The sequence below is a fragment of the Microvirga medicaginis genome (genome assembly GCF_052658925.1).
This window is the reverse complement of sequence record NZ_JBQWEL010000005.1, coordinates 22,560-45,759: the sequence shown is the minus strand read 5'-3', so window position 1 is coordinate 45,759 and position 23,200 is coordinate 22,560. Positions and strand designations below refer to the sequence as shown.

Below are 23,200 nucleotides of genomic sequence, written 5' to 3'. Positions count from 1 at the left end.
GATGAGATCACTCTCAGATCTGCATGTGCCGCGCGAATGGCATGAGGCTGCGCAGCGGCTCGAGCGCGACGATATCCGAACAATCGGGGTGATCGGCCGGACGGACTGCGGCAAGAGCATGCTTGTCCACTACCTCTTCACGTCCGCGACACAGACCGGCCGTGACGCGGCTCTCATCGATACCGATCTCGGCCAGAAGATGATCGGCCCTCCCGCCTGCGTCACCATGAGCGACGCTCAAGGCTTGGCGCTCGTTTTCGTTGGATCGACGGATCCCGTTTTCGGCTGGAAACCGCTTCTCGAAGGAACGCGACGGCTTCTTTCGGTAACGGATGCGGCAATCATAATCGTCAACACCAGTGGCCTCCTGTCGGGTCCCGGACGAAGACTGAAGGCGGCAAAGCTCCAGGTGATCCAGCCCGATCTGCTGATTGCGCTCGGAGATGCCCCGGAGCTCGAACCGATCATCAGCGAGCGTCCCGACATCCCTGTCCTTCGTCTCCCCTCGTCCCCTTACGCCAGACGTAAGACCGACGGGGAGCGGCGGGCTGGCCGAAGGCGGGCTTTCCATCAGTACTTCGAGGATGCTGCCATACTTTCCCTCGATCCCTCTCTGCTCCTGGAGGCACCGCCTGCCATTCCCCCTGAACGGCGGCTGCTGGTGGGCTTGCGGAACGCGCTGGGAAACGATCTCGGCCTGGGGCTCATGAGCGGTGCCCGAGACAATGAGGCCATCGAAGTCCTGACGCCTGTCAGGCGGGCGGGAATTCAGAGTATCGTGCCAGGCTCGCTTGCCCTGGACGAGACCTATTCAGAGACCCGCCTCAAAATGGAAGGCCAGGGCTGGCCTGGGACAAGATCCTTGCTTTAGCCTGTCAAAGGTTCCATGACGCTGGCCATCAGCGTCCGTCGTCTGCCTTTCCGGTGTTTCCTCATGTTCGGCATTCCACTCCTCGATCTCGCCTGGCTCGTTGTCGCTCTTCTCGCGGCCGGCGGGATTACCGGCCTGCTCGCCGGTGTCTTCGGCGTCGGCGGCGGTGCGGTGGCGGTGCCGATCCTCTATGAGCTGTTCCGGATCCTGGAAGTGCCGGATGAGGTGCGCATGCCGCTGTGCGTGGGCACGTCGCTCGCCATCATCGTGCCCACCTCGATCCGCTCCTTCAATGCGCACCACGCCAAGGGCGCGGTGGACATGTCGATCCTGAAAATCTGGGCCGTGCCCGTGGTGCTCGGCGTGGTGATGGGGAGCCTGATTGCCCGCTATGCCCCTGCGGACCTTTTCAAGGCGGTGTTCGTGCTGGTGGCCGGCGTTTCGGCCATCCGCCTGCTCTTCGGCAAGGATACCTGGCGGCTCGGCCTCGATATGCCGGGCAGGCCCATCATGGTGGCCTATGGCTGGCTCATCGGCGTGCTTTCAGCACTCATGGGCATCGGCGGCGGTCAACTGTCGAACCTGTTCATGACCTTCTACAGCCGCCCGATCCATCAGGCGGTGGCCACCTCCTCGGGCCTGGGCATCCTGATCTCGATTCCCGGCGCGCTCGGCTACATTTATGCCGGCTGGCCGCATATGGCTGACTATCCGAGTGTCATCGCCTTCCAGCCGCCTTGGGCGCTGGGCTACATCTCTCTCATCGGTCTTGTCCTCTTCATCCCCACCAGCACCTGGATGGCGCCTATCGGCGCGCGTCTCGCACACCGGCTCTCGAAGCGCCGGCTGGAGGTTGCCTTCGGTATCTTCCTGCTCATCGTCTGCGCGCGCTTTGCCGCCGGCCTGCTCGCTTAAGGCACCTCGGGCTGCGGCGTCGGGTGGATGACCGGCTTCTCCGGCTCAGGCGGCTGCTCAGGCAGGGAGGACGGGACGCTCGGAGGGACAGGGGGCACCGGCGTCTCAGGTGGAGTCGGCACGCCGGGCACCGGCTCCGTGGGAGGCGGCTTCGGATAGAATTCGTCGGGCTGCGGACGGTTGCTGGCGATCAGGGTCAAGAAGGCCTTCTCCTCATCGTTTCATCCATCAACCGCCCGAACCGACAAAAGGTTCTGCTCAGGGATGCCGCAGGTACAGCCCCCGCAAGGCGGATCAGGTGCGCCCCGTCAGATGCTGCTCGATCTCGAAGACGGGATGCTTCGTCAGATCCTTGTTAACCTCGGCGAGAATCTTCTGCTTCACCGTATCCGAGAAATGGGTGCGCAGCTGCGCCAGGGTGCGCGGTGGTGCCGCGACCACGATGGCCTTTATGGCTGCCGCTGCAGCAACGACGTTGATTGCATCCGCAACCTCGGTGGCGAACTTGCGCTCGGCCAGATCATGCCGGTCGGGCTGCTCGATGGTGTGGCGTTCACCGTGAATACCCGGCTTGTCGGCCCCCTGCTCGCGCGCCTGGAGATCGTCCTCGGCCTGAAGCACGCGCTCGACCTGATAGTTCGGGAAAACATCGTCCCCCTGGTTTTTCAGGAACAGCGCCTTGCGCCCGTCGCTGACGAGAACCATGCCGTCATGGGGAAGCTTGAGATCTTTGTTCACGGCCATACTCCTTGTGACGGTGATGATCCTTGCACCCACGCGTTCACCCCGCCTTGACCTAAATCATAGCGGCGGCTTGACCTCTCCGCCGTTTGCCGTCAGGACGGATGCCCCGATCAGCTTACGAGGTGACGAACCATGCGCTTCTCGAAATCTCTCGCCGTCGCCACATTGTTTCTTGCAGGCTCGGCGTCGGTTTCGGTGCAGGCGGCGGATCCGACTTTCACTTTGCTGCCGGCAGCTCCCTCAGGCTGGATCGTGACGCTCAAGGCGAACCTGCAGCTGCAACCGTCCTATCCTGGCGCGGACGATCTGAGCTTCGTCGGCTATCCCTCCATGAGTTTCCGCCGCGCGGGCACCGTGGAACGTTTCAGCGCCCCTGATGACGGCCTGAGCTTCTCGTTCATCGATGAGTCCGCCCTGCGCTTCGGCGCGGTCGGCCGTTTCCAAGGCGGACGAGACCTGGAGGACGACCGGCGACTGTTCGGCCTGAACAAGATCGATTGGGCGGTGGAGCCCGGCCTCTTCGTGGAATACTGGCCCGTGGAGTTCCTGCGCGCCCGCGCCGAGATCCGACATGGCATCAACGGGCATGACGGCTTCGTGGCCGATCTCGGCCTCGACCTGGTGCAGACCTTTGGCGCCTTCACCATGTCGGCGGGTCCGCGCCTGTCGCTCGGCGACAGCGAATTCACCCGCACCTATTTCGGCGTCACGCCCGTCGAAGCGGCGCTCAATGGACAGGTCGAGGCCTATCGCCCCTCCGGCGGCATCACTTCGGTGGGCGCCACCGCCAGCGCATCCTACAATTGGTCGGAGCAATGGTCGACGACGGCATTCGTCTCCTACAAACGCCTCGTGGGCGATGCTGCGGACAGCCCGATCGTTCAAGAATTCGGATCAGAGAACCAGGTCGGTCTTGGCCTGACCGTCTCTTATTCCTTCGGCGTGGGCTCCTTCGGCATAGGCCGATAAAATTCGTCCAAGAAATCAAAAAGCGCCTGGAGACCGGTTCGCCAGGCGCATTTGTTTTTTATTTTTCAGGCCGCGAGATCGGCGGTCTGCAGCGTCTCACCGCGATAGATGCAACCCTCCGACGAGCCCGTCATGCCGCGCTTGAGCTCCACTTCCTCGAGATTCGGGAAGCGCTCCTTAACCTTGCGCCAGATATAGATCGTGATGTTCTCCAGCGAGGCGAGGCCGATCTCGTTCTGCTTGAGGTCGAGATTGGTGTGATCAAGCCCCGTGCCGTGGTCGCCCTTCAGTTCCTTGATGTAGTTCTCCACGTCATAGAGATTCACCGGCCAGTTGTAGACCTCGTCCACCGGGCCGCCGAAGGTGAGCTTCGCGATGAAGGTGTGCCCATGCAGCCCCGAATAGGGATGCACGGAATGGGCCGCTTCGAACGTGAACTCGCAATAGGTCTTCATCTCTCCTGCTCCAGTCTATGGTGGGAACGATCGCTCGGGATCAGGCCACTTCCGCCTTGCGTCTCGCGGCCGCGAGCGTGTGGGTGAGTTCAGAGGCAGGCCTGGGCTGCCCGAAGTAGAAACCCTGCACCTCGGTGCATCCGGCTGCGGTGATCTGAAGGAACTGGTCCTCCGTCTCGACGCCCTCAGCCACGGTGGACATGCCGAGGCTCGCGCCGAGACCCGCGATGGACCGCACGATCGCCAGGCAATCCGCGCGGGAGGACAGCTCGCGCACGAAGGTCTGATCGATCTTGATCTTGTCGAAGGGGAAGCTGCGCAGATAGCTGAGAGAGGAGTAGCCGGTGCCGAAATCGTCCATGGCGATGCGCACGCCCATGCGGCGCAGCTGATGCAATGTCGCTATCGTCAACTCGTTGTCCTGCAGCAGGACGGATTCGGTAACTTCCAGCTCCAGACGGTCCGGCGCCAGGCCGGAACGCGCCAGCGCCCGGCTCACGCTCTGCACGAGGGTCTTGTTGCGGAACTGCACGGGCGAGAGATTGACCGCGACCTTGATGGTCTTGGGCCACGCAGTCGCGGTCATACAGGCCTGCTCCAACACCCAATCGCCCAGGGATGAGATCAGGCCGATATCCTCGGCAATCGGAATGAAATCGCCAGGCGAGACCATGCCGCGCTCGGGGTGCCTCCAACGCAGCAATGCCTCGTAGCCGCCGATCTCGTTGGCGCGCACATTGACCTGCGGCTGGAAGAAGAGTTCGAACTCGCGGTTGGCGAGCGCCTTGCGCAGATCGATTTCGAGTGAGCGGCGAGCCTGCAGCTCCGCGTCCATCTCCTGCTCGAAGAAGCGGAAGGTTCCGCGTCCGTCGGCCTTGGCGCGGTAGAGCGCCAGGTCGGCCTGTTTGAGCAGCTGATCAGGAGACAGATTGCCCTCGGACGCGACGGTGATGCCGATGCTGGTGCCGATGACGATTTCCTGACCGTCGAGATCGTAGGGCATGCTGATGGCATCGACGATGCGGAGAGCAAGCGCTGCACAATCCTGCTGGTCGTCGATAGCAAGCTGCAGGATAGCGAATTCGTCACCACCGAGACGGGCGACCACATCCTGCTGCCGGATGCAGCTGCGCAGCCGTTCGGCTACAAGTTTGAGAAGGGAATCGCCCGTTTCATGGCCGAGCGAGTCGTTCACGTCCTTGAAGCGGTCGAGGTCGAGGCAAAGCACAGCCATCTTCAGCCGTTGGCGTTCCGTCTCCTCGAGCGCGTGCTCCATCTGCTGGCGGAAGAGCACACGATTGGCAAGATCGGTGAGCGCATCGTGATGGGCCATATAGGCGATCTGCGACTCGGCCTGCCTGCGCTCAGTGATGTCGTCGTAAGTCGCCACCCAGCCGCCGTCCGACATGGGCTGGTGAGAGATGGCAAAGGTCTGGCCATCGGGCTGCTCGTGAATGAAGGCGAACTGCTGCCTTCTACTCATGATCTCTTGCTGCTCGGTCAGGACTTCTCGCAGCGGCTCGGCCCCCCTGCAATGCTGCGCCTCTGCCTGGGCGACCAGGCAGCTCAGCGTCACGCCGGGTTGAACCGTCGTGTCGATGCCGAAGAGTTCGGCGAAACGGGCATTGAAGACGATGATGCGCTCCGACCCGTCCACCATGCACAGTCCATGGGACATGTTGTTGAGTGCGGCATCGAAACGCTCGTTCTGGGTCCTGAGTTCATGCTCCTGCGCCTGCAGCGCTTCGTTGCGCAGCTGAAGCTCCTCATAGGCGCTGCTCAGAGCTTTGTTGGTCTTCTCCAATTTTACGGAGATGTTCTCGAAATTGTCGGCATACAGCCTAAGCTCGGTATGCGCCTTTTCCAAAAGCCGGTTATGCCAGCCGAGCAGAGCCAGCAGGAACATCCCGAACACGATCAGGCCGGCAGCCAGGCTCGAGAACATCCAGTGCAGGCGAAGAAGTTCGCTCTGGTCCTGCTCGGCTCTTTGTCCGCCATAATGGTTGGCGGCGGCGGCAAGCCCGGCGAGCTTGATACCCAACGGTTCGAGCCTCTTGAGCGCCTCGATAGCCGCACCAGGTTCTTCCAGGTTCTCGATATAAGGCTGGATATCGTGGACGACCTTCTGGAACTCCATAACGACATCGTACCATTGCGGTGCCGATTGGAGGAATTCCCGGAACTCGCCCATGGAGAGCAGATTGCTGCGGCTCACGACGATGTCGTAGCGCAGGAGCACCTCGTCCTTCGTCACGTTGATGCCAGGAGCGGCATACGCGCTGAGGCGCTGCTCCAGGCGTGTGAACTCGTGCACCGCCTGGGCCGCATGCCATGGCGTGTTGTAACGCGCGACGTGCTTGAGAACGTCCTGCCGCTCAACGATCAGAACCGCGATGTAGGCGGCTGACATTATAAAGCCGACGATAACGACGGCGAGCACTAGTTTGAGCGTGCGCAGCGACAAACGATTTTCTCCGAAACGGGATGCCCGCTTACTTCACGATGATCTTGGAAACCTGCCAGACTGCACGACCGTAATAAGTCTGGTGTTTCAGGACAGGATCGCTGTCGAAGGGGTACATGACGAAGATCGGTCCCTTGTCGCGCACGGACATGTACTCACCGTTCTGCTTCAGGGCGAGGATGACATTGAACTTCTGAAAATCCTCGAACGGGATCTCGCTGCTGTAATCGTTGAGGGCGACCACGCTCAGCGTTTTCCCCTTCGCGCCGAGCTGCTGCATGAGCTTGGCGAGGGAAACGCCCTCGAACGTCACGGGACCGGGGTACCATGGTGTTTCCGTCGTGAAGGATTCCGTGCCGATTGCTTCGAGCATGTCCCGGTCGAACTCGGCCGTTCCCCCCTTGTTCGTGACCGAGATGTTGCCCGAAACCGTCAGGATCGGCTTATCCTTCGGGGCAGGAAGCGGTGCGGCTTCCGCAATTGTCGCGCCGACCCAAGCGGCAAGCGCAAGGACTGCGCCAAGAAAAACCGTTTTCGCCTTCAAAAGGAACATGATCCACCCCACGATAACAAGCCGTAGTTACCCAATTTTGCAGACCGGGGTAAAACTTTATTTAAAAGGTCAAATGCAAAATATATAGTCGCTATAATATTATAAAGTATATTCTCATTGCATTTGTACATGGGATTGCCCAAGTTCTCACACGTTAGGAAATAGAGCTTTTTCCTTAAACATGAAAGTAATCCCGCCCTGTCGATGGCCAATCCACCGAACGGGATCTAGAGCGGTCACTCTGTTTCACAAGGCGCGTTCACAACGCAAGTGCAATTGTGGCAATTTATGCGATCGGGTTTAGCGCCCTGCCCCCGCTTCATGGAAGGGTTCTGAACGAGCGCGGACTTTGGGTCACGGCGACCCACCCGGGAGAGATCACGGAACCGGCTGAATGGCTCGCCGGACAAAAACCGCCTCGCCACGGTTGGCGAGGCGGTTCAGGGGCTGGGGCAGATTGAAGGCTCCAGGCTGTTTAAGCCTTCAGCGGCTTCAAACCTGCCTCGATCTCGGCGCGGCGCGGCTCCAGGAAAGGCGGCAGCGCAAGGCGCTCGCCGAGCTTCTCCATTGGCTCGTCGGTGGCAAAGCCGGGACCGTCGGTCGCGATCTCGAACAGGATGCCGTTGGGCTCACGAAAATAGAGGCTGCGGAAATAGTAGCGATCTACAGGGCCGCTCGACGGCGCACGCAAGGATTGCAGGCGCTCCCAGCATTCCTGATAGGTCTGCTCGTTCGGCGTGCGGAAGGCGACATGATGCACGCCGCCGGCACCCGGCTGCGCCATGCTCAAGTTCGGTTCCACGGCCACATGCAACTCCGCCGCAGGTCCACCCTCGCCCATCTCGAACACATGCACGGATGTATCGCCGATGCGGTATTCACGGGCAGCCCGCATATCCATCGCTTCCGTAAGCACACGCGCGGTGCGCTCGAGCTTCGGTACGCTGATGGTGATGGGACCAAGACCCCGGATCTGGTACTCCGCCGGCACGGGGCTGCGCTCCCACGGATGCGCTTCGCCCTTCCCGCCATCGTCGACGAGGCTCAGGCGCTGGCCCTCGAAATCCTCGAAGTCGAGCACGAGCCGCCCGTCGCGCTCGGTGATCGGCTGATGCGCGATGTTGAGGGAACTGAGGCGGTCCTTCCACCAGTGCAGCGCCTTCGCGCCATTCACGCGCAGGCCGGTCCGCGAGATGCTGTGCGTACCGCGCCGCTCGCGCTCCACGGGCCAGTCGAAGAAGGTGATGTCCGTGCCAGGCGTGGCTTGCCCATCCGCGTAGAACAGGTGATAGGCGCTGACGTCGTCCTGGTTCACGGTTTTCTTCACGAGCCGCAGACCGAGCGCTTGAGTGTAGAAGGTGTGATTGCCGGACGCGTCGGCGGTCACGGCGGTGAGGTGATGAATGCCGGTCAGTTGCATAGGAATGCTCCATAAATGTTGACCGGAAGATAGGCCTGTCTCGGCAGAAGGACGACCCAGCGACGCGCCAACTCGACATTGCCGAAATGCAAGAGCCCCACCTTCAAACAGCAGGGTTCTTGCAGCATTGAAAAGTCAGGGTCAGGCCGCCTCCGCCCGCAGGTCGTCCGGCGTCACCTCCGGCGGGATCGGGCAGACATAAGCCCGCCCACCGGTGCGTTCCTTCAGCTCGGCCTTGGCGCGGGCGATGAGATGCGGGTTGCGCAGGCAATCCGCCGCCGTGGTGGCCATGGCTTTCGCCGCCAGCACCATGCCTTTATGGGCCGCAGGCAGATTGCCTTGCGTGACGAGCTGCCAAGTGTGGAATGGCGTGCCGATGGCAAAGCAGGCTGTATGGCACTGCACGGTCGGCACGATCCAGCTCACGTCGCCCACATCGGTGGTGCCCATGGACACCTCCTCGCGCGCGGGCAGGGACAGAAGCCCGTCGTGCAGCACGCGGGTCGCAAGCGAGCGGTCGTACGGCGCGACGCTCGCCAGAATCTCCTCCTTCGTCAGCGCATCCTTCTGCAGCTGTTCGGCGAAGGCATAATCCCGGGCGTCAAAGCCCGGACCGCCGAGGCGCTTCATGTTCTCGTACATGACCTCCTGCAGCACTTTGTTGGGCAGCACGTTGGAGGTCGCATCCGTGATCTGCACCTTCACGGAGGTTTCCGTCATAAGGGCAGCGCCTTCCGCGATCTTCTTCACGCGCTCAAAGAGACGCTCCGCATCCGGCAGGTGCGGCGAACGCACCAGATAGAGCGATTCCGCATAGGCCTGCACCACGTTCGGCGCATCGCCACCCGTGTTGGTGATGGCATAATGCACGCGCGCATCGGAGGGCATGTGCTCGCGCATGTAGTTCACGCCCACATTCATCAGCTCCACCGCATCGAGCGCGCTGCGCCCCAGATGAGGCGAAGCCGCCGCATGGGCGGCGCGGCCCGAGAAGCGAAAGTAAGCCTGGATGCAGGCGAGCGACGACGTGCTCTGCACTTCGTTCACGACGCTCGGATGCCAGCAGAAAGCGGCATCGAGCTCATCGAAGAGACCGACACGCGCCATGAAGGTCTTGCCCGAGCCGCTCTCTTCCGCGGGGCAGCCATAATAGCGCACGGTGCCCGCCATGCCCTCCGCTTCCAGCGCATCCTTCAACGCCACGGCCGCGAGCGCCGAGCCGGAGCCGAGAAGGTTGTGTCCGCAGCCATGCCCTGGCGCACCTTTCGTCGTCGGCTTGTGCGCGGTCACGCCCGACTCTTGCGCGAGATCGGGCAGCGCATCGAACTCGCCCAAGATTCCGACGATGGGACCGCCACTGCCATATTCCGCGACGAAGGCTGTCGCCATCCCGCCCACGTTCTTCGTGATGCGAAAGCCCTCGCGCTCCAGCATGGCGATCTGCTCCGCCACGGAGCGATGCTCCTCGAAGGCCAGTTCCGGCATCGCCCAGATGCGGTCGCTCAAGGCGCAGTAATCGGCAGCCTTCGCATCCACGCGACGGACGATTTCATCGAGGCTCAGAGGGTCGTTCTGCATAGTTACTTCGTCTCTTCATTTCTTGAGCGGCGTGCACATTATCCATGATCAATGCGAGACGAAAGAGCCAACCGCTCAAAGGTCCATGGTACTCATGCGCGCACGCCGTTCCTGGTCCACTTGCACAGCGAGCCTGTTCTCGAGCTGTGCATTCTCACGGCGCAGCCCTTCGATCTCGCCCCGCAACTGGCGCATACGGGCTTCGGCGGCGCGCGCGTGATCAACGCCGTACTCATAGACGGTTCTGATGATGATATCGCCGGAACGCGGAACCGGCGGAGCACAAAACAGATCACCCCACGTAGTTCCCATCGCCTTGACCTGCCGGTGCGCGGCCAATGCCGCGGCTGCTCCGATCCGAGCATGCCGAGGAGCCGGATAAGCTTGAGACGATCGCCTTCCTTCATGCCTTCTCTCCCTTCATCCTCGATGTGTCGCCGGGAATGAGGAAAAGAAGCGCGAGATCTGCAGCCCCGGTAGAACCCGAAGCCGCCTGCTCAAATCACTGGCTATGAATTTCGATCTATATTCCCGGAGGTTCATTCCGCCGCAAACAGATCGCAAGTGCCTGAAACTGCCCGTGGGTTCCTCGAACGCGCCGTTATTCCGGGATCATCTCACCGGAGCCCCCCACCTCGGCCGGGAAGTCTTTAAACTTCGGCAGGCCATCGCTCATGGGCAGGACCGTCTCGGCATAGTTGAGGTGAATGCTCGGAACGAAATCGAGGGTGGGAATCGTCGCTGCGAAAACGTCCACTAAGCCGATGGTCGGATGATTGTTCATCAGGTGCCCACCGCATTTTGCGCAGTATTGCCGCTGGCTGAAGGGCGTCTTCTGGAAGGTTGCGACATGCTCGGCTCCCGCAGTGACCCGCACGGCCTCCGGCTTCCACAGACTGAAGGCGTTCACGGGTCCGCCGGACCACGAGCGGCAAGACCGGCAATGGCAGTAGCCCATAAGCTCTGGCGATCCGGTGACTTCAACTTGAACGGCACCGCAAAAGCAGCTTCCCAAGTGAGCCATGGCTCTCTCCTTGGTTCGTCGGCAGTCGCGTCAGCAAACGGGACGGCCTGTTCAACGGCCCATTGAACAACGAATAGGTGCCCTGACAAGGGACAAAACCAACCCTTATACCTTTGAGCTCGGCTGACGAGGATGTTGGCCCTCCTATCCAGCCGCAAACAAATCCCGATTGTCCGATGACGACACCGGCTCCTCGAACGCATTCGGATCGCCCGGTCCCGTCTCCCAGCCTAGATCCGGCAGCGCGATGATGCGTAGGCCCCGCGGGTCGTTGCGGGTCACGACGATGTTGCGGGTTTCCATATAGGCGATGAGGCGGCGCGCGCGGCCGGGGGAGCGGCTGCCGCAGGCACGCGCAATTTCGCCGTCGGGCGGGCAAGGTGCGCTTTCCATCGCCGCGCGGGCGAGGAGCAGATAGACGCCCTGGATGTCTTCTTCGAGATCGTTCGCGAAAGCCACCGCGCGATCCCATTCGGTGCCCTCGGCCGTCGCGGTGTCGACGCCAGCGCGCGCCACCGCGAGGCGGCGGCGGAAGGCGTTGAGGTTCAAGGGCTCGCCAGTCACGCGGCGAATGCGGCAGCGCACGAGGAAATCCTGATAGAGCACGGCGACCGAGCGGAAGGCCGCTTCGGGATCATCGAGAATTTCGCGTAAGATTCCATCGATTGCAGCCTCACGCTCGGCCTTCGTTTCCTCCGTCACCTCCGGCTGAGGCTCGGGCGTTGCCACCGCGCGGGTGCGGGCGAGCTGGGCCAGAAGATCGTTGGTGGAGGGAGCCGGCGGCGGTGGGGCGCGGCGCGGCATGACCGGGCGGGCGACCACTTCGTCCTCGCCGGCCTTGAAGATGAGGTCGCGCGCATCTTCCTTCGGCTGCTCGGGCAGCGGCATGAGCTTGAAGGTGCCGGAACGGGTGGAGGTCTCCACCTCGCCGATGCGAATCGGCAGCGGGCGGCGCGACAGCGCGGGGCCGAGCGCCACGAAGTGGCCGCGATCGAGATCGCGGAACATCTCGGCCTGGCGGCGCTCCATGCCCAGAAGATCGGCGGCGCGGGCCATATCGATGTCGAGGAAGGTGCGGCCCATGAGGAAGTTGGAGGCTTCCGCCGCCACGTTCTTGGCGAGCTTGGCGAGGCGCTGCGTGGCGATGATGCCCGCGAGCCCGCGCTTGCGGCCGCGGCACATGAGATTGGTCATCGCGCCGAGCGAGACCTTTCTGGCCTCGTCCGACACCTCGCCTGCGGCGGCGGGCGCAAAGAGCTGGGCCTCGTCCACCACCACGAGCATGGGATACCAGAAATCGCGGTCCGCATCGAAGAGGCCGCCGAGGAAGGCCGCCGCGCAGCGCATCTGCGCCTCGGCATCGAGGCCTTCCAGGCTCAAGACGACGGAGACCCGATGCTGGCGCACGCGGGCGGCGATGCGCTGGATGTCGCCCTCCGATCGCGAGGCATCGACCACCACATGGCCGAACTTGTCGGCAAGCGTGACGAAATCACCCTCAGGGTCGATCACGGCCTGCTGGACGAGGGAGGCGCTCTGCTCGAGAAGGCGGCGCAGGAGGTGGGACTTGCCGGAGCCGGAATTGCCCTGGACGAGCAGACGCGTCGCCAGAAGTTCCTCCAGATCGAGCTGAGCCCTCTGTCCTCCGGGGGTGGAGGAAACCGCTCCCATGTCGATGCCGACCTTCATCAGCCTCCCTCTTCCACGTTTGAAACCGCGCTAGAGCATCAGACGAGAAAAGTGGTCTCCACTTTTGGGTCCGATGCTCCTGTCTTAAACAGCGCATCGTTTTGCGCGTAAAACCGGATCCACTTTTCGCTGACGCGGCCCTCCGGGTCCGCACGATGCGCTCCTCCTAACACGGCAAAGCGTGGCTCAGTGCCCGGGTTTACGGACTCCTCCACAGACTTGCAATGCTATCCCCAGGCATGACGCCGCAGGTTTGACGGAAACAGGCCACGTTTCCGGCCATGATCAAGATCAGGCTGGGATTTTTCCAGAAGCTCTTCGGAAAAACCATGCCTTCGAATCCCTTGGCTCCTCCCTTGGCTCCTGGCGCTTTTCCCTCTGCCCCGACCTTTCCGAAAGGGGATTCGGACCCGCGGATCATAAAGGTGCTCGGCCAGCGCCCGGCGCTCGACGAGGGAACGGAGATAAGCCCTCCTCCGGCTGCCACTGAGCGCGCCGAGACGGTCTTTGAGACCATGGGCCTCATTCTGGTGCTTCTGATCGTTCTCGCCGCCGCCTGGATTCTCATCCGAAATCGGATTTGACGCTCACGCATCATGCGGAACCGAAGGCCTGCGTAAGGTGATGCGCTCCCTAAGGAAATGAGCATCGGATGGGTCCAAAAGTGCACCCCACTTTTGGGCCCGACACGCGTCAATCGGCAATCGCCGCTTCCGCCGCCTTCACGGCACCGCCGCGCAGGGGCCGCTCCTCCATGGCGACGAGGAACGCGAGCGCCAGCCCAAATCCGACGATGGCGGCGACGAACACGTCGGAAAAGACATCGGCCAGATCGATCCCGCTCTGCGCCGCTGCGGCGCCTAAGGTCTCGAAGCTCGCAGCCCCCGACAGGCCCGAGCCACTCAGCACGATGGCGCCAAACGCGGCGACGATGAGCGCGCCACCGAGCGAGCGGAAGAAGTTGGCCGTGCCCGTCGCGGTGCCGAGTTCGTGGGGTGCCACCGCATTCTGGATCGACACCGTCGAGACCGGCAGCAGCGTGCCGAGCCCGATGCTGATGACGGCGAGCAGCACCTCGACCAGCGTGATGGACAGATCGCGCGCGAAGGCTGCCAGAACACCCGTCGCCAGCATCGCAACGAGAAGGCCCGCCAGCGGCAGGCGCTTGTAATGCTTCACCTTGGCCATGCTGCGCCCGGAGAGCGTCGCCCCGCAGACGGTGCCGGCCATGAGCGGAATGAGCGCAAGCCCCGACTCAGAGGCCGAGAGGCCGCGCACGGCCTCGAAATAAACCGGCAGATAGATGGTCAGGCCGATGTAGGTGCCCATGCCGAAACAGGCCGAGAGCACGCCCATGCGCACGACCGGATTGTGCAGCACACCGGGCGGGATCAGCGGCTCGGGCGCTACGCGCATGCGCATGGCGAACAGAGCCCACAGAACCAGCGAACCGGCAACGAGACCGATGACCGGCAGCGACATCCAGGGATAACGCAGGCCGCCCCAGCTCAAGGCTAGCAGCAGCGACACCGTCGCGGCGACCATCAGCAATGCGCCGAGCACATCGAGCTTATGCGGCCTGTCATGGCGCGGCAGTTTCTTGAGCGTGTGGAAGGTGATGAACAGGGCGATAAGGCCGAGCGGCAGGTTGATCCAGAAAATCACCGACCAGTGCAGATGTTCTGCAAAGAAGCCGCCAAGGACCGGGCCGAGAAGGCTCGATGCCATGAAGACGCTGGCAAAATAGACCTGGTACTTCCCGCGTTCCTTCGGCGGGACCAGATCGGCGACGATGGTCTGTGCAAGAGCAATCAATCCTCCGCCGCCAAGACCCTGCAAGCCGCGCGCGAGAATGAGAATGAGCATATTCGGCGCAATGGCGCAGGCGATGGAGCCGATGATGAAGATCACGATGCCGATGAGCATGGTGACGCGCCGGCCGTGGCTGTCGCTGAATTTTCCATAGAGCGGCGTCACGGCTGTCGAGGTCAGGAGATAGACCGTCACCACCCAGGGCAGATGTTCGAGATCGCCGAGTTCCCGGCCGATGGTGGGAAGCGCCGTCGCGATGATGGTCTGGTCCAGGGCCGCCAGCAGCATCGCCAGCATGATGCCGATGATGATCGTGCGGATTTCGGCATGGCTGAGGGCAGAATGCGCATGGCCCCTCGCGGCCTGGGGTGCTGGCTGGTCCATCTGTGTCCTTCGCATTTGGGGAGGTCCCATCTAGAGGACCCGGCCCCGCTTTGCCTTACTCATCGGCGCAGAGCAGATATGCATTCGGTTTACGGCGCAACGAATCGGCCTCTCGGCAGGAGGATAGCGGCCATTGGAGAGAACGGTTCACGCAATCGAGTGTTTCCCCACGTGATTTCGTGAAAGGACCGGCACGATGCTTCGGATTTGGGGCCTTGTGGCCCTCACTCTGGCGGCGCTGAGCCTCGGCCCCTCCTTCGCCCATGTATTGGAGGCTCCGCCACGCCTGACCGTCTGGTCGCCGGAGCTGTGGCGCGAGGCAACGGTCTTCAACGGCCAGTTCGAGCTCTTCGCCCTGATCGGCGGCCCTCTCGATCTTGCGGCTATTTTCACCACAGCCGTTCTGGCCTTTCTCCTGCGAGGCGACAAAAGCCGATTCCGGTTCGCTTTGGCAGGGGCCCTTCTCTTCGCACTTGGCCTTGCCGTGTGGTTCGGCTGGGTTGCTCCGGCCAACAGCGTGCTCGCCACATGGCAGCCGGGTCCTCTCCCCGAAAACTTCGTCACTGTTCGCAACCGCTGGGAAACAGGCCATATGGCTGTCGCCGCCCTCAAGCTCCTCGGCTTCATGGCGACGGCGCTTGCCGTTACGCCCACTGCAAGGCCCTTGCCGGAAGCGTCGCGGTCGCGCTAGCTGGAGATCCTTGTTCCGTTCTTGAACCATGACCGCCCGCACCAAGCTCTCCCTCGCCCAGGCCCGCCGCATCGCCCTTGCCGCCCAAGGCTTTCACGAGGCGCGGCCGGGCGGCGCCAATCTTCGCCATGTGAAGCGCCTGCTGCAGCGCTCGCACCTGCTTCAGATCGATTCAGTGAACGTGCTCGTGCGGGCCCACTACATGCCGCTCTTCTCGCGGCTCGGGGCCTACGACCGGAATCTGCTCGAAAAGGCCGCCTATCACCCGAAGAAGCGCGAGACATTCGAATACTGGGGCCACGAGGCTTCCCTGATCTCCCTCGACCTTCATCCCCTGTTCCGCTGGCGCATGGCGCGGGCGGCAAAGGGCGAGGGCATTTATGGAGGGTTGGCCCGCTTCGGACGCGAAAAGCGCGCCTTCATCGAAGAGGTGCGGCGCGAGATTGCAACGCGAGGGCCCATGGGCGCGGGCGAACTCTCCATCGGAGGCAAGGGCCAGGGCGCCTGGTGGGGCTGGAGCGACGGCAAGCGCGCTCTCGAGTGGCTGTTCTGGGCCGGCGAAGTGACCACGGCCACGCGGCGCGGCTTCGAGCGCATCTACGACCTGCCGGAGAGAGTGATTCCCTCCGAGGTGCTCGACACACCCACGCCTGCCGAGGACGAAGCGCAGCGTGAGCTTCTCCGGCGCTCCATCCGCGCGCTGGGCATCGCCTCCGAGCGCTGCCTGCGCGACTATTTCCGTCTGGAGACGCAGGACGCGAAGGCACGCATTCCGGAACTCGTAGAAGCGGGCGATCTCATTCCCGTCACCGTCGATGGCTGGAGCGGTCCCGTCTATCTCGATCCTCAGGCCAAGGCCCCGCGCCGTGTCGAGGCGCAGGCGCTCGTCTCGCCATTCGACCCCATCGTCTGGGAGCGGACACGCACGGAGCGCCTATTTGGTTTTCGCTATCGCATCGAGATCTACACCCCTGCCGAGAAGCGCGAGTTCGGTTATTACTGCCTGCCGTTCCTGCTCGGCGAAAACATCGTCGCTCGCGTGGACTTGAAGGCGGACCGTGCCAAGGGTCATCTCATCGTCCATTCCATCCATCCGGAAGCGTCGGCCTCCCCCGAGGACATTGCGCCTTTACTCGGCGAAGAGCTTCGCCTGATGGCCAATTGGCTTGGCCTTGACGACATCAAAGCGCCAAAGGACTGGCGCAAGCGCTTGGGAGTTTGAGAGAAACCATGCCCTCGCCGGATCGCGCCCTGCCCCTATCTCCTGCGGTCATGAAGCGCTTTCTATCTCCCATCACCGGCTTGTGGTTTCGCTTGCGGCTGAACGAGGTCGGACCACTCCTGTCCCTGGCCGCCTGCGGCTTCTTCGCGTGGGCCTTCATAGCATTGGCCGATGAGGTTTTCGAAGGCGAGACCCATGCCTTCGACAGCGCGATCCTGCTCGCCTTGCGCAATCCTCAGGATATCGCCAATCCCTTGGGGCCCAGCTGGCTGGAGGAGGCCGCACGAGACATCACCGGCCTCGGCGGCTACGCAATCCTTACGCTTCTGACCGCAGCCTCCGTCGCCTATCTTCTGATGGCGGGAAAGCGAGGTGCGGCCGTTCTCGTGCTGATCTCCATCGTGGGCGGAACACTTCTCTCGACGGGCCTCAAGATCGGCTTCGAGCGGCCCCGTCCTGATCTCGTGCCCCATGCCGCGCGAGTTTACACGGCAAGCTTTCCGAGCGGCCATGCCATGCTGTCAGCCATCACTTATCTGACGCTCGGCGCCCTGCTGGCCCGCGTCGAGAAGAGCCGGCGCCTCAGCGCCTTCATCATGGGGCTTGCCATCGTCATGACCCTGCTCGTGGGTGCAAGCCGCGTGTATCTCGGCGTTCACTGGCCGAGCGATGTCCTCGCTGGCTGGGCTGTCGGCGCGGCCTGGGCTTCGCTGTGCTGGTTCGTGGCCCTGCAATTGCAGCGCAAGGGCCAGGTGGAAAAGCCGGGCGAGACCTCCCTGCCGTCCGAGGCCGATTCGGCATGACGGATCACGAGAAGCCGGCTCCAAAACCCCCACGGAAGGTCACGCCCACTTATCTGCAGCGGGCGGCGCTCGCCTATCTCGAACGCTATGCCTCCTCCGCCGAGAACCTGCGGCGCGTCCTGAAGCGCAAGGTGGACAAGCGCTGCCGCCTGCGCGGCGAGGATCCGGCGGAGTTCCAGGAGATGATCGACGAGGTGGTGGCCAAGAGCCTGCGCACCGGCCTCGTCAACGACACGCGCTATGCGGAAGCCCGCATCGCGACCCTGCGCCGTCGCGGCGGATCGGCGCGCGCCATACAGGCCAAGCTCTCGGCCAAGGGCATCGACCGCGCCACGATCGCGACAGCGCTCGAAGGCGGCGAAGAGGACGATGAGGAGAAGGCGGCGCACGCGCTCGCCCGCCGCCGCAAGCTCGGGCCCTACCGTCCCGGTGAGCGTGCTCCCCATCGCGACAAGGATCTCGCGACCCTCGCCCGCGCGGGCTTTCGCTTCGACATAGCGCGTCAGGTCATAGATGGAGAGAAGGAAGACGGCGGGATTTAAATCGTTGCTCGATCCCGCACGAACATGATTGTCGGCTTGTCCTTGTAGGTCGTGTGCAGGAACTCCCGGTATCCGCATTTCTCCGCCACGCGGATCGAGGAACGGTTTTCCGGCGCGATGATACAGACCGTGCGCGAAGCCTTGAAGTGATCGTCACCCCAGGCAATCGCCGCGCGCACGGCCTCCGTCGCATAGCCTCTGCCATGAGCATGAGCTGCCAGCACCCAGCCGATCTCCGGCATCCCTTCGAATGACGGTTCGATATCGCGCTTGAAATCGGCAAAGCCGACTTCGCCAAGGAAACAGCCTGTCTTCTTGTCCGTCACGACCCAATAGCCGTAGCCCAACAGCACCCAATGTCCGACATAGCGGACGAGCCGCGCCCAAATCTCTTCTTGCGTGAAGGGCCTTCCGCCGATGAAGCGCGTCACCTCCGGATCACTCCAGAGATCGAGACTATCGGCAAAATCGGAAACGCGATGGGCCCGGAGAACGAGTCGTTCCGTTTCGAGCGTTGGAGCGGCGACTGGGTGAGACGCGGATTGCATGGGGTGATTTTGCGTTGATCTCCGACCCCGTGCAATGGCCGGCCTTTCCACCACATATTCCGCTCCACAGGAGAGGCGGTGAGCGCTCCGGCTCATGACGTCGTCAGGCTTCTATGATCTGTCGCTTGTTTGCCGGACTCCTTAGAGCAGCCCCGCTCCCACATTCACGGCCAGGGCCAGGATGGTGGTGTTGAACAGGAAGGCCAGGATCGAATGAGCCAGGCTCAAGCGCCGCATCCGCTTGGAGACGATCACTACGTCGGAGGTCTGGGCCGCCGCGCCAAAGTTGAACGAAAAGTAGAAAAAGTCCCAGTAGTCGGGTTTGTCGTTGTGCGGGAAGGCCAAGCCTTGCCGCTCGCCCTCGTCGCCGTAATATTCATGCGCGTAATGGATGGCGTAAATCGTGTGCACGAAGAACCAGGAGCACAGGATGGTGATCCCGGCGATGGTGAGCCGGAAGACTTCCTCGTTTCCCGCACCGTGGATCCCGTAAAGCTCGACGGCGATGGCCGCAAGGCTCACCACGGCGGCCCCCAGGGTCAGGATCAGGAAAACCACCGCCGCCTCGTCTTCTGCCGCCGCCCTCTGCTGCATCTGGACGGTGGAGGAGCGTGCGGCCATAGCCCAGGCGAGCACCAGATAGCAAGCAACACCGATATCCCAAGCCATCAGAAGCCGCGTGTTTACGCTCCAGGCCTCCGGCAGGAGGACATAGACGAGAATGGCCAGAAGGGTCGAGCCGAGGAGCCGAGGACGCAGGCGGGACTGGAGATGGATCATCGACATGTCTCGTTGGGCCGGACTCCAAGCAGGCATGACGCAAACCCGTTTTGCGCCCTCACGGTCTGGAGCCCGGCTTGCCTTGTCCTACATCACCCTCCGCGACCTTCAAAGGAGATCACGATGAACCGCAAGGCAAGAGCCGTCTGGCAGGGCACGGGCAAGGATGGCACCGGACACCTGACATCCGATTCCGGGGTGCTGTCATCCACGCCCTATTCTTTCAAGACCCGCTTCGAGAACGAGAAGGGTACGAACCCGGAGGAGTTGATCGCCGCGGCGCATGCAGGCTGCTTCACCATGGCCCTTGCCTTCCAGCTTCAGAATGCCGGCTTCACGCCGACGGAGCTGGCGACCGAAGCCGTAGTTTCCATCGAGCAACAGGGTGGCGGCTTCACGATCACCAAGTCGGCTCTCACGCTCAACGCCAATGTGCCGGGCATCGACCGCGCCAAGTTCGAGGAGCTTGCCCGCGCGGCCGAGAAGAACTGCCCTGTCTCGAAGGTGCTCAACGCCGACATCACGATGGATTTCACGCTGGCCTGAGGTCAGTTTGATGGTCCTGTTACGGTGGCCGGGCTCGTCCCGGCCATCTACTTTCTTTAAAAAATCCCGGATACTGCCAAGCTGCCCGCATTCTGTGAAGCCTGAAGATAGAACCAATTCCCAGCTGGCCCGTTGAGAAGGCAAGCGGTGCTTCGCGCCGCATTCGACCTCAGGAGGAACAACATGGTTGCGAAACATCTTGCAATAGCACTTCTCGGCTCGGCTCTGATCGGCGCACCGGCATTGGCGCAGAACCAGCCGGCCGGCTCCGGCACGACCAGCGCCCCGGCCGCGACTTCCACGACGACGACCACTACCGCTCCGGCAGCCGGTGCCGCCGGTTCCATGACCCAGATGCAGCCCGGCCAGTGGCGCGCCTCAAAACTCGAGGGTCTGAACGTCTACAATCAAAATGATGAGAAGATCGGCGACATCAGCGAAATGCTTGTCGACCAGAGCGGCAAGGTCCAGGCCATCGTGGTCGGCGTCGGCGGCTTCCTCGGCATCGGCGAGCACGACGTGGCCATTCCCTTCGACCAGGTCAAGTTCGTGAACGAGCCGCGCCGCACCGCTGCGACGACGACCACCACCACGACCGGTACCGCTGGCACTGGCGCCACGGCTCCGAGCACGACGACCACCGCGCCGAGCACCACGGGTTCCACCGCCGGCACCACAGCGACCACGGCTGACACTGGAGACCGCTCGGCCCCGGATCACGCCATGGTCAACATGACCAAGGATCAGCTCAAGGCGATGCCGGAGTTCAAGTACACCCGCTAAGCTGGATGAGGACTGACATGAGAAAGGGGCCCTACAGGGGCCCCTTTCCTTTTCTGCGCCACATTCAACGAGAGTGGTTACATCGCTGCCTTCTTGTAGCTGTCGATGATGGCCTGGCCGTCAGGACCCGCTTTCTTCAGCCAATCCTGCGTCAGCTGCTCGCCGATCTTCAGAAGGCCCGCCTTGAGTTCCGGGCTCGGCGGCTGGACCTTCATGCCCTTCGAGGCCATCTGCTCCGTGTACCACTTGGTCTTTTCCTGAGCCGTCTTCCAGCCGCGCTCCTCCGCCGTCCTGGCGGCCTTCAGAACCGCTTCCTGCGTCGGCTTGTCGAGGGCATCAAAAGCCGCCTTGTTGACGAAGGTGATGTTCTTCGGAATCCAGGCCTGCGTGTCGTAGAAGTGAGTGAGCGACTCCCACACCTTCGAATCGTAACCGGTGGCGCCCGAGGTCATGAAGGTGTTGACCACGCCCGTGGCGAGCGCCTGCGGCAGGTCCGCTGCCTGGACCGTCACCGGCTGCGCGCCGACGAGTTCCGCGATGCGGGCGGTGCCGGGATTGTAGGAGCGCCACTTCACCCCTTTCAGATCCTCGACGGTGTTGATGTCTTTCTTGGCGAAGATGCCCTGCGGCGGCCACGGCACGGCGAAGAGCAGCATCAGGCCCTGGCTTGCCAGCTTCTTCTCGATGGCCGGCCTTTGCACGTCCCAGAGCTTCTTCGACTGATCGAAGGAGGTGGCGAGGAACGGCACCACGTCGAGCCCGTAGATCGGATCCTCGTTTTCGTGGAGCGACATCAGCACTTCGCCGGCCTGTGCCTGTCCGGTCTGAACCGCGCGCTTGATCTCAGGCGCCTTGAAGAGCGAAGCGTTGGCGTGAACCGTGACCTGCAGCTTGCCGCCGGTCGCATCCGCCACGTCCTTGGCGAAAGCATTGAGGTTTTCCGTGTGGAAGTTGTCGGCGGGGTAAGCCGCAGGCAGGTTCCATTTGGTTTGCGCCTGAGCAGGCAGGCTCAGAAGCAGGGCTCCTGCGAGGCCAAGACCCCAACGTGTCATGCGTTTCATCGATCCGTCTCCCTCTGGTTTCGATGTTTCTATTCTGGAAAAGCGAGTCTCGGCACGAACAGGGCGATGTCCGGGAATGCAGTGATAACCGCGACTGCCGCTACGAGCAGAAAGAAGAAAGGCAGCGCCGCCCTGGCGACCGCAAAACTATCCCGCCCGCTCATGTTCTGCAGCACAAAGAGGTTGAACCCGACCGGCGGCGTGATCTGCGCCATCTCCACCAGGATGATGAGGAACACGCCGAACCAGATGAGATCGAAGCCGGCCTGCTTGATCATGGGCAGCACCACGACGGTGGTCAGCACGATCATCGAGATTCCATCGATGAGGCATCCCAGGAGGATGTACATGAGGGTGAGCGCCGCGATCAGCACATAGGGCGAAAGCTGAAGCGACTCGACCCAGGACGCCAAGGCGGCGGGAATGCCCGTATAGGCCATGGCAGCCGTAGTGAAGGCCGCTCCTGCCAGGATGATCATGATCGTGACGGTCAGGCGCGTGGCACTCAGCACGCTTTCGACGAAGGTTTTCCAGGTCAGCGTGCCCGACCACCAGGCGAGAAGGAGAGCGCCTGTCACACCCCAGGCCGCGCATTCGGTCGCCGTCGCCCACCCAAAGATCAGGGCCGAGAAGATGAAGGCGATGAGCAGGAAAACCGGCAGGAGCTTTGCCGATTGGCGCAGCTTGAAGCCGAAGGATGTTCTGGGCTCGGGCCGTGGCGACTTGTCTGGATTCAGCAGAGACCAGACGAGGATGTATCCCGAATAAAGCGCCATCACGAGAAGGCCCGGGAGGAAGCCCGCCAAGAACACCTGTATGACCGAGACATTCGCCGCGATCGCATAGACCACCATGGGGATCGAAGGCGGGATCAGCAGGCCGAGCGTGCCGGAACCGGCAAGGCTTCCCAAACTCATCTGCTCGTCATATCCGCGCTTCTTCAGCTCCGGCAGCGCGATCTTGCCGACGGTAGCGCAGGTGGCGGCGGAGGAACCCGATACGGCCGCGAAAATTCCGCAGCCCACCACATTCACATGCAGCAGGCGACCGGGGAGCCAGTTGAGCCAGGGGGCAAGCCCTAGGAACATCTGCTCCGAAAGGCGCGTCCGGAACAGGATTTCGCCCATCCAGATGAACAGAGGCAGGGCAGCAAGAGACCAGGAGGCGGAACTCGCCCAGACTGTCGTGGCGAGCACCGGCCCGATCGGCACGCTGGTCACCAGAAGGATTGCGGCAAATCCGACGATGAACAGCGCAATGCCGATCCAGACGCCGAACGCCAGAAGAACAGCCAAGAGTCCGAAGAGAATGGCAGCGACGGGAACGAGACCGAGATCTGCAAACAT

25 protein-coding genes are annotated in these 23,200 nt (G+C 62.5%); 10 read left to right on the top strand and 15 right to left on the bottom strand.

Translation table 11 applies throughout. From position 1 onward, the window contains the following. The first annotated feature begins 1 nt into the window (after nt 1). Nucleotides 2-871: a Clp1/GlmU family protein gene (locus ACUXUR_RS08770; RefSeq protein ID WP_445501966.1), complete on the top strand. Its 870-nt coding sequence runs from the start codon at nt 2-4 to the stop codon at nt 869-871. Between the two features lie 63 nt (nt 872-934). Further along, complete coding sequence (locus ACUXUR_RS08765) at nt 935-1,786, top strand: sulfite exporter TauE/SafE family protein (protein ID WP_445502164.1); 852 nt, start codon at nt 935-937, stop codon at nt 1,784-1,786. Here ACUXUR_RS08765 and ACUXUR_RS08760 read toward each other — a convergent pair. Both ACUXUR_RS08760 and ACUXUR_RS08755 read right to left on the bottom strand, forming a co-directional pair. Next, nucleotides 1,783-1,986 carry a hypothetical protein gene (locus ACUXUR_RS08760; RefSeq protein ID WP_445501965.1) on the bottom strand — a complete coding sequence of 68 codons (204 nt, stop codon included), beginning with the start codon at nt 1,984-1,986 and terminating at the stop codon, nt 1,783-1,785. The two genes, ACUXUR_RS08765 and ACUXUR_RS08760, sit on opposite strands and share 4 nt — an antisense overlap. 94 nt (nt 1,987-2,080) lie before the next feature. Continuing rightward, nucleotides 2,081-2,524, bottom strand: a complete 444-nt coding sequence (locus tag ACUXUR_RS08755; RefSeq protein ID WP_445501964.1) for a host attachment protein — start codon at nt 2,522-2,524, stop codon at nt 2,081-2,083. A 138-nt stretch (nt 2,525-2,662) separates the two neighbouring features. Here ACUXUR_RS08755 and ACUXUR_RS08750 point away from each other — a divergent pair, with 138 nt between their 5' ends. Then, a complete protein-coding gene (locus tag ACUXUR_RS08750) occupies nt 2,663-3,499 on the top strand; it encodes a MipA/OmpV family protein (protein ID WP_445501963.1) in 837 nt (278 codons plus the stop codon). A 65-nt stretch (nt 3,500-3,564) separates the two neighbouring features. Here ACUXUR_RS08750 and ACUXUR_RS08745 read toward each other — a convergent pair whose 3' ends face one another. From ACUXUR_RS08745 to ACUXUR_RS08710, 8 genes are all read right to left on the bottom strand, one after another. Next, a complete protein-coding gene (locus tag ACUXUR_RS08745; protein ID WP_445501962.1) occupies nt 3,565-3,954 on the bottom strand; it encodes a 6-carboxytetrahydropterin synthase in 390 nt (129 codons plus the stop codon). A 40-nt stretch (nt 3,955-3,994) separates the two neighbouring features. Next, nucleotides 3,995-6,418, bottom strand: coding sequence for a putative bifunctional diguanylate cyclase/phosphodiesterase (locus tag ACUXUR_RS08740; protein WP_445501961.1), 2,424 nt, complete (start codon nt 6,416-6,418; stop codon nt 3,995-3,997). Between the two features lie 28 nt (nt 6,419-6,446). Further along, complete coding sequence (locus ACUXUR_RS08735; protein WP_445502163.1) at nt 6,447-6,962, bottom strand: putative pterin-binding protein; 516 nt, start codon at nt 6,960-6,962, stop codon at nt 6,447-6,449. A gap of 484 nt (nt 6,963-7,446) precedes the next feature. After that, the gene (locus ACUXUR_RS08730) at nt 7,447-8,391 is read right to left on the bottom strand and encodes a ring-cleaving dioxygenase (RefSeq protein ID WP_445501960.1); all 945 of its coding nucleotides are present in this window, start codon (nt 8,389-8,391) and stop codon (nt 7,447-7,449) included. Nucleotides 8,392-8,532: 141 nt separating this feature from the next. Beyond that, nucleotides 8,533-9,969 carry a M20 family metallopeptidase gene (locus tag ACUXUR_RS08725; protein WP_445501959.1) on the bottom strand — a complete coding sequence of 479 codons (1,437 nt, stop codon included), beginning with the start codon at nt 9,967-9,969 and terminating at the stop codon, nt 8,533-8,535. A 75-nt stretch (nt 9,970-10,044) separates the two neighbouring features. Next, a complete protein-coding gene (locus tag ACUXUR_RS08720) occupies nt 10,045-10,281 on the bottom strand; it encodes a hypothetical protein (protein WP_445501958.1) in 237 nt (78 codons plus the stop codon). A 289-nt stretch (nt 10,282-10,570) separates the two neighbouring features. Further along, nucleotides 10,571-10,993: a GFA family protein gene (locus ACUXUR_RS08715; protein WP_445501957.1), complete on the bottom strand. Its 423-nt coding sequence runs from the start codon at nt 10,991-10,993 to the stop codon at nt 10,571-10,573. A 144-nt stretch (nt 10,994-11,137) separates the two neighbouring features. Next, nucleotides 11,138-12,682, bottom strand: coding sequence for a helicase HerA domain-containing protein (locus ACUXUR_RS08710; protein WP_445501956.1), 1,545 nt, complete (start codon nt 12,680-12,682; stop codon nt 11,138-11,140). Between the two features lie 425 nt (nt 12,683-13,107). Between ACUXUR_RS08710 and ACUXUR_RS08705 the strand changes: the two genes are divergently transcribed. Continuing rightward, a complete protein-coding gene (locus ACUXUR_RS08705; protein ID WP_445501955.1) occupies nt 13,108-13,266 on the top strand; it encodes a hypothetical protein in 159 nt (52 codons plus the stop codon). 109 nt (nt 13,267-13,375) lie between these two features. Here ACUXUR_RS08705 and ACUXUR_RS08700 read toward each other — a convergent pair whose 3' ends face one another. Beyond that, nucleotides 13,376-14,878 carry an MDR family MFS transporter gene (locus ACUXUR_RS08700; protein WP_445501954.1) on the bottom strand — a complete coding sequence of 501 codons (1,503 nt, stop codon included), beginning with the start codon at nt 14,876-14,878 and terminating at the stop codon, nt 13,376-13,378. Between the two features lie 196 nt (nt 14,879-15,074). On the opposite strand from ACUXUR_RS08700, the gene ACUXUR_RS08695 reads away from it, so the two are divergent. From ACUXUR_RS08695 to ACUXUR_RS08680, 4 genes are read left to right on the top strand one after another with little or no spacing between them, the layout of a single operon-like run. Further along, the gene (locus tag ACUXUR_RS08695; protein ID WP_445501953.1) at nt 15,075-15,569 is read left to right on the top strand and encodes a DUF1772 domain-containing protein; all 495 of its coding nucleotides are present in this window, start codon (nt 15,075-15,077) and stop codon (nt 15,567-15,569) included. Between the two features lie 28 nt (nt 15,570-15,597). Then, nucleotides 15,598-16,791 (top strand): winged helix-turn-helix domain-containing protein, encoded by a 1,194-nt coding sequence (locus tag ACUXUR_RS08690; RefSeq protein WP_445501952.1) that lies wholly within the window; start codon nt 15,598-15,600, stop codon nt 16,789-16,791. Nucleotides 16,792-16,841: 50 nt separating this feature from the next. Continuing rightward, entirely contained in the window at nt 16,842-17,594 is a 753-nt protein-coding gene (locus tag ACUXUR_RS08685) for a phosphatase PAP2 family protein (RefSeq protein ID WP_445502162.1), read from the top strand. Further along, nucleotides 17,591-18,136 carry a regulatory protein RecX gene (locus tag ACUXUR_RS08680; RefSeq protein WP_445501951.1) on the top strand — a complete coding sequence of 182 codons (546 nt, stop codon included), beginning with the start codon at nt 17,591-17,593 and terminating at the stop codon, nt 18,134-18,136. Before ACUXUR_RS08685 ends, ACUXUR_RS08680 begins: the two co-directional genes overlap by 4 nt. On the opposite strand, the gene ACUXUR_RS08675 is transcribed toward ACUXUR_RS08680, so the two are convergent. Together ACUXUR_RS08675 and ACUXUR_RS08670 are read right to left on the bottom strand one after the other, a co-directional pair. Next, nucleotides 18,133-18,684: a GNAT family N-acetyltransferase gene (locus ACUXUR_RS08675; RefSeq protein WP_445501950.1), complete on the bottom strand. Its 552-nt coding sequence runs from the start codon at nt 18,682-18,684 to the stop codon at nt 18,133-18,135. The two genes, ACUXUR_RS08680 and ACUXUR_RS08675, sit on opposite strands and share 4 nt — an antisense overlap. A 141-nt stretch (nt 18,685-18,825) precedes the next feature. After that, complete coding sequence (locus tag ACUXUR_RS08670) at nt 18,826-19,464, bottom strand: DUF1345 domain-containing protein (RefSeq protein ID WP_445501949.1); 639 nt, start codon at nt 19,462-19,464, stop codon at nt 18,826-18,828. 123 nt (nt 19,465-19,587) lie between these two features. Between ACUXUR_RS08670 and ACUXUR_RS08665 the strand changes: the two genes are divergently transcribed. After that, nucleotides 19,588-20,010, top strand: coding sequence for an OsmC family protein (locus ACUXUR_RS08665; RefSeq protein ID WP_445501948.1), 423 nt, complete (start codon nt 19,588-19,590; stop codon nt 20,008-20,010). A gap of 183 nt (nt 20,011-20,193) precedes the next feature. Further along, nucleotides 20,194-20,793 carry a PRC-barrel domain-containing protein gene (locus ACUXUR_RS08660; protein WP_445501947.1) on the top strand — a complete coding sequence of 200 codons (600 nt, stop codon included), beginning with the start codon at nt 20,194-20,196 and terminating at the stop codon, nt 20,791-20,793. A gap of 77 nt (nt 20,794-20,870) precedes the next feature. On the opposite strand, the gene ACUXUR_RS08655 is transcribed toward ACUXUR_RS08660, so the two are convergent. Together ACUXUR_RS08655 and ACUXUR_RS08650 are read right to left on the bottom strand one after the other, a co-directional pair. Continuing rightward, the gene (locus ACUXUR_RS08655) at nt 20,871-21,854 is read right to left on the bottom strand and encodes a TRAP transporter substrate-binding protein (RefSeq protein WP_445501946.1); all 984 of its coding nucleotides are present in this window, start codon (nt 21,852-21,854) and stop codon (nt 20,871-20,873) included. A 29-nt stretch (nt 21,855-21,883) separates the two neighbouring features. After that, nucleotides 21,884-23,200 (bottom strand): TRAP transporter large permease, encoded by a 1,317-nt coding sequence (locus ACUXUR_RS08650; RefSeq protein WP_445501945.1) that lies wholly within the window; start codon nt 23,198-23,200, stop codon nt 21,884-21,886.

Excerpts from the sequence above, each read along its gene's own strand:
- ACUXUR_RS08695 (WP_445501953.1), top strand. The coding sequence starts at position 15,075 with ATGCTTCGGATTTGGGGCCTTGTGGCCCTCACTCTGGCGGCGCTGAGC.
- ACUXUR_RS08650 (WP_445501945.1), bottom strand. The coding sequence starts at position 23,200 with ATGTTTGCAGATCTCGGTCTCGTTCCCGTCGCTGCCATTCTCTTCGGA.
- ACUXUR_RS08680 (WP_445501951.1), top strand. The coding sequence starts at position 17,591 with ATGACGGATCACGAGAAGCCGGCTCCAAAACCCCCACGGAAGGTCACG.
- ACUXUR_RS08750 (WP_445501963.1), top strand. The coding sequence starts at position 2,663 with ATGCGCTTCTCGAAATCTCTCGCCGTCGCCACATTGTTTCTTGCAGGC.
- ACUXUR_RS08670 (WP_445501949.1), bottom strand. The coding sequence starts at position 19,464 with ATGATCCATCTCCAGTCCCGCCTGCGTCCTCGGCTCCTCGGCTCGACC.
- ACUXUR_RS08715 (WP_445501957.1), bottom strand. The coding sequence starts at position 10,993 with ATGGCTCACTTGGGAAGCTGCTTTTGCGGTGCCGTTCAAGTTGAAGTC.
- ACUXUR_RS08700 (WP_445501954.1), bottom strand. The coding sequence starts at position 14,878 with ATGGACCAGCCAGCACCCCAGGCCGCGAGGGGCCATGCGCATTCTGCC.
- ACUXUR_RS08675 (WP_445501950.1), bottom strand. The coding sequence starts at position 18,684 with ATGCAATCCGCGTCTCACCCAGTCGCCGCTCCAACGCTCGAAACGGAA.
- ACUXUR_RS08710 (WP_445501956.1), bottom strand. The coding sequence starts at position 12,682 with ATGAAGGTCGGCATCGACATGGGAGCGGTTTCCTCCACCCCCGGAGGA.
- ACUXUR_RS08660 (WP_445501947.1), top strand. The coding sequence starts at position 20,194 with ATGGTTGCGAAACATCTTGCAATAGCACTTCTCGGCTCGGCTCTGATC.
- ACUXUR_RS08655 (WP_445501946.1), bottom strand. The coding sequence starts at position 21,854 with ATGAAACGCATGACACGTTGGGGTCTTGGCCTCGCAGGAGCCCTGCTT.
- ACUXUR_RS08745 (WP_445501962.1), bottom strand. The coding sequence starts at position 3,954 with ATGAAGACCTATTGCGAGTTCACGTTCGAAGCGGCCCATTCCGTGCAT.
- ACUXUR_RS08770 (WP_445501966.1), top strand. The coding sequence starts at position 2 with ATGAGATCACTCTCAGATCTGCATGTGCCGCGCGAATGGCATGAGGCT.
- ACUXUR_RS08690 (WP_445501952.1), top strand. The coding sequence starts at position 15,598 with ATGACCGCCCGCACCAAGCTCTCCCTCGCCCAGGCCCGCCGCATCGCC.
- ACUXUR_RS08725 (WP_445501959.1), bottom strand. The coding sequence starts at position 9,969 with ATGCAGAACGACCCTCTGAGCCTCGATGAAATCGTCCGTCGCGTGGAT.
- ACUXUR_RS08685 (WP_445502162.1), top strand. The coding sequence starts at position 16,842 with ATGAAGCGCTTTCTATCTCCCATCACCGGCTTGTGGTTTCGCTTGCGG.
- ACUXUR_RS08730 (WP_445501960.1), bottom strand. The coding sequence starts at position 8,391 with ATGCAACTGACCGGCATTCATCACCTCACCGCCGTGACCGCCGACGCG.
- ACUXUR_RS08665 (WP_445501948.1), top strand. The coding sequence starts at position 19,588 with ATGAACCGCAAGGCAAGAGCCGTCTGGCAGGGCACGGGCAAGGATGGC.
- ACUXUR_RS08720 (WP_445501958.1), bottom strand. The coding sequence starts at position 10,281 with ATGGGAACTACGTGGGGTGATCTGTTTTGTGCTCCGCCGGTTCCGCGT.
- ACUXUR_RS08765 (WP_445502164.1), top strand. The coding sequence starts at position 935 with ATGTTCGGCATTCCACTCCTCGATCTCGCCTGGCTCGTTGTCGCTCTT.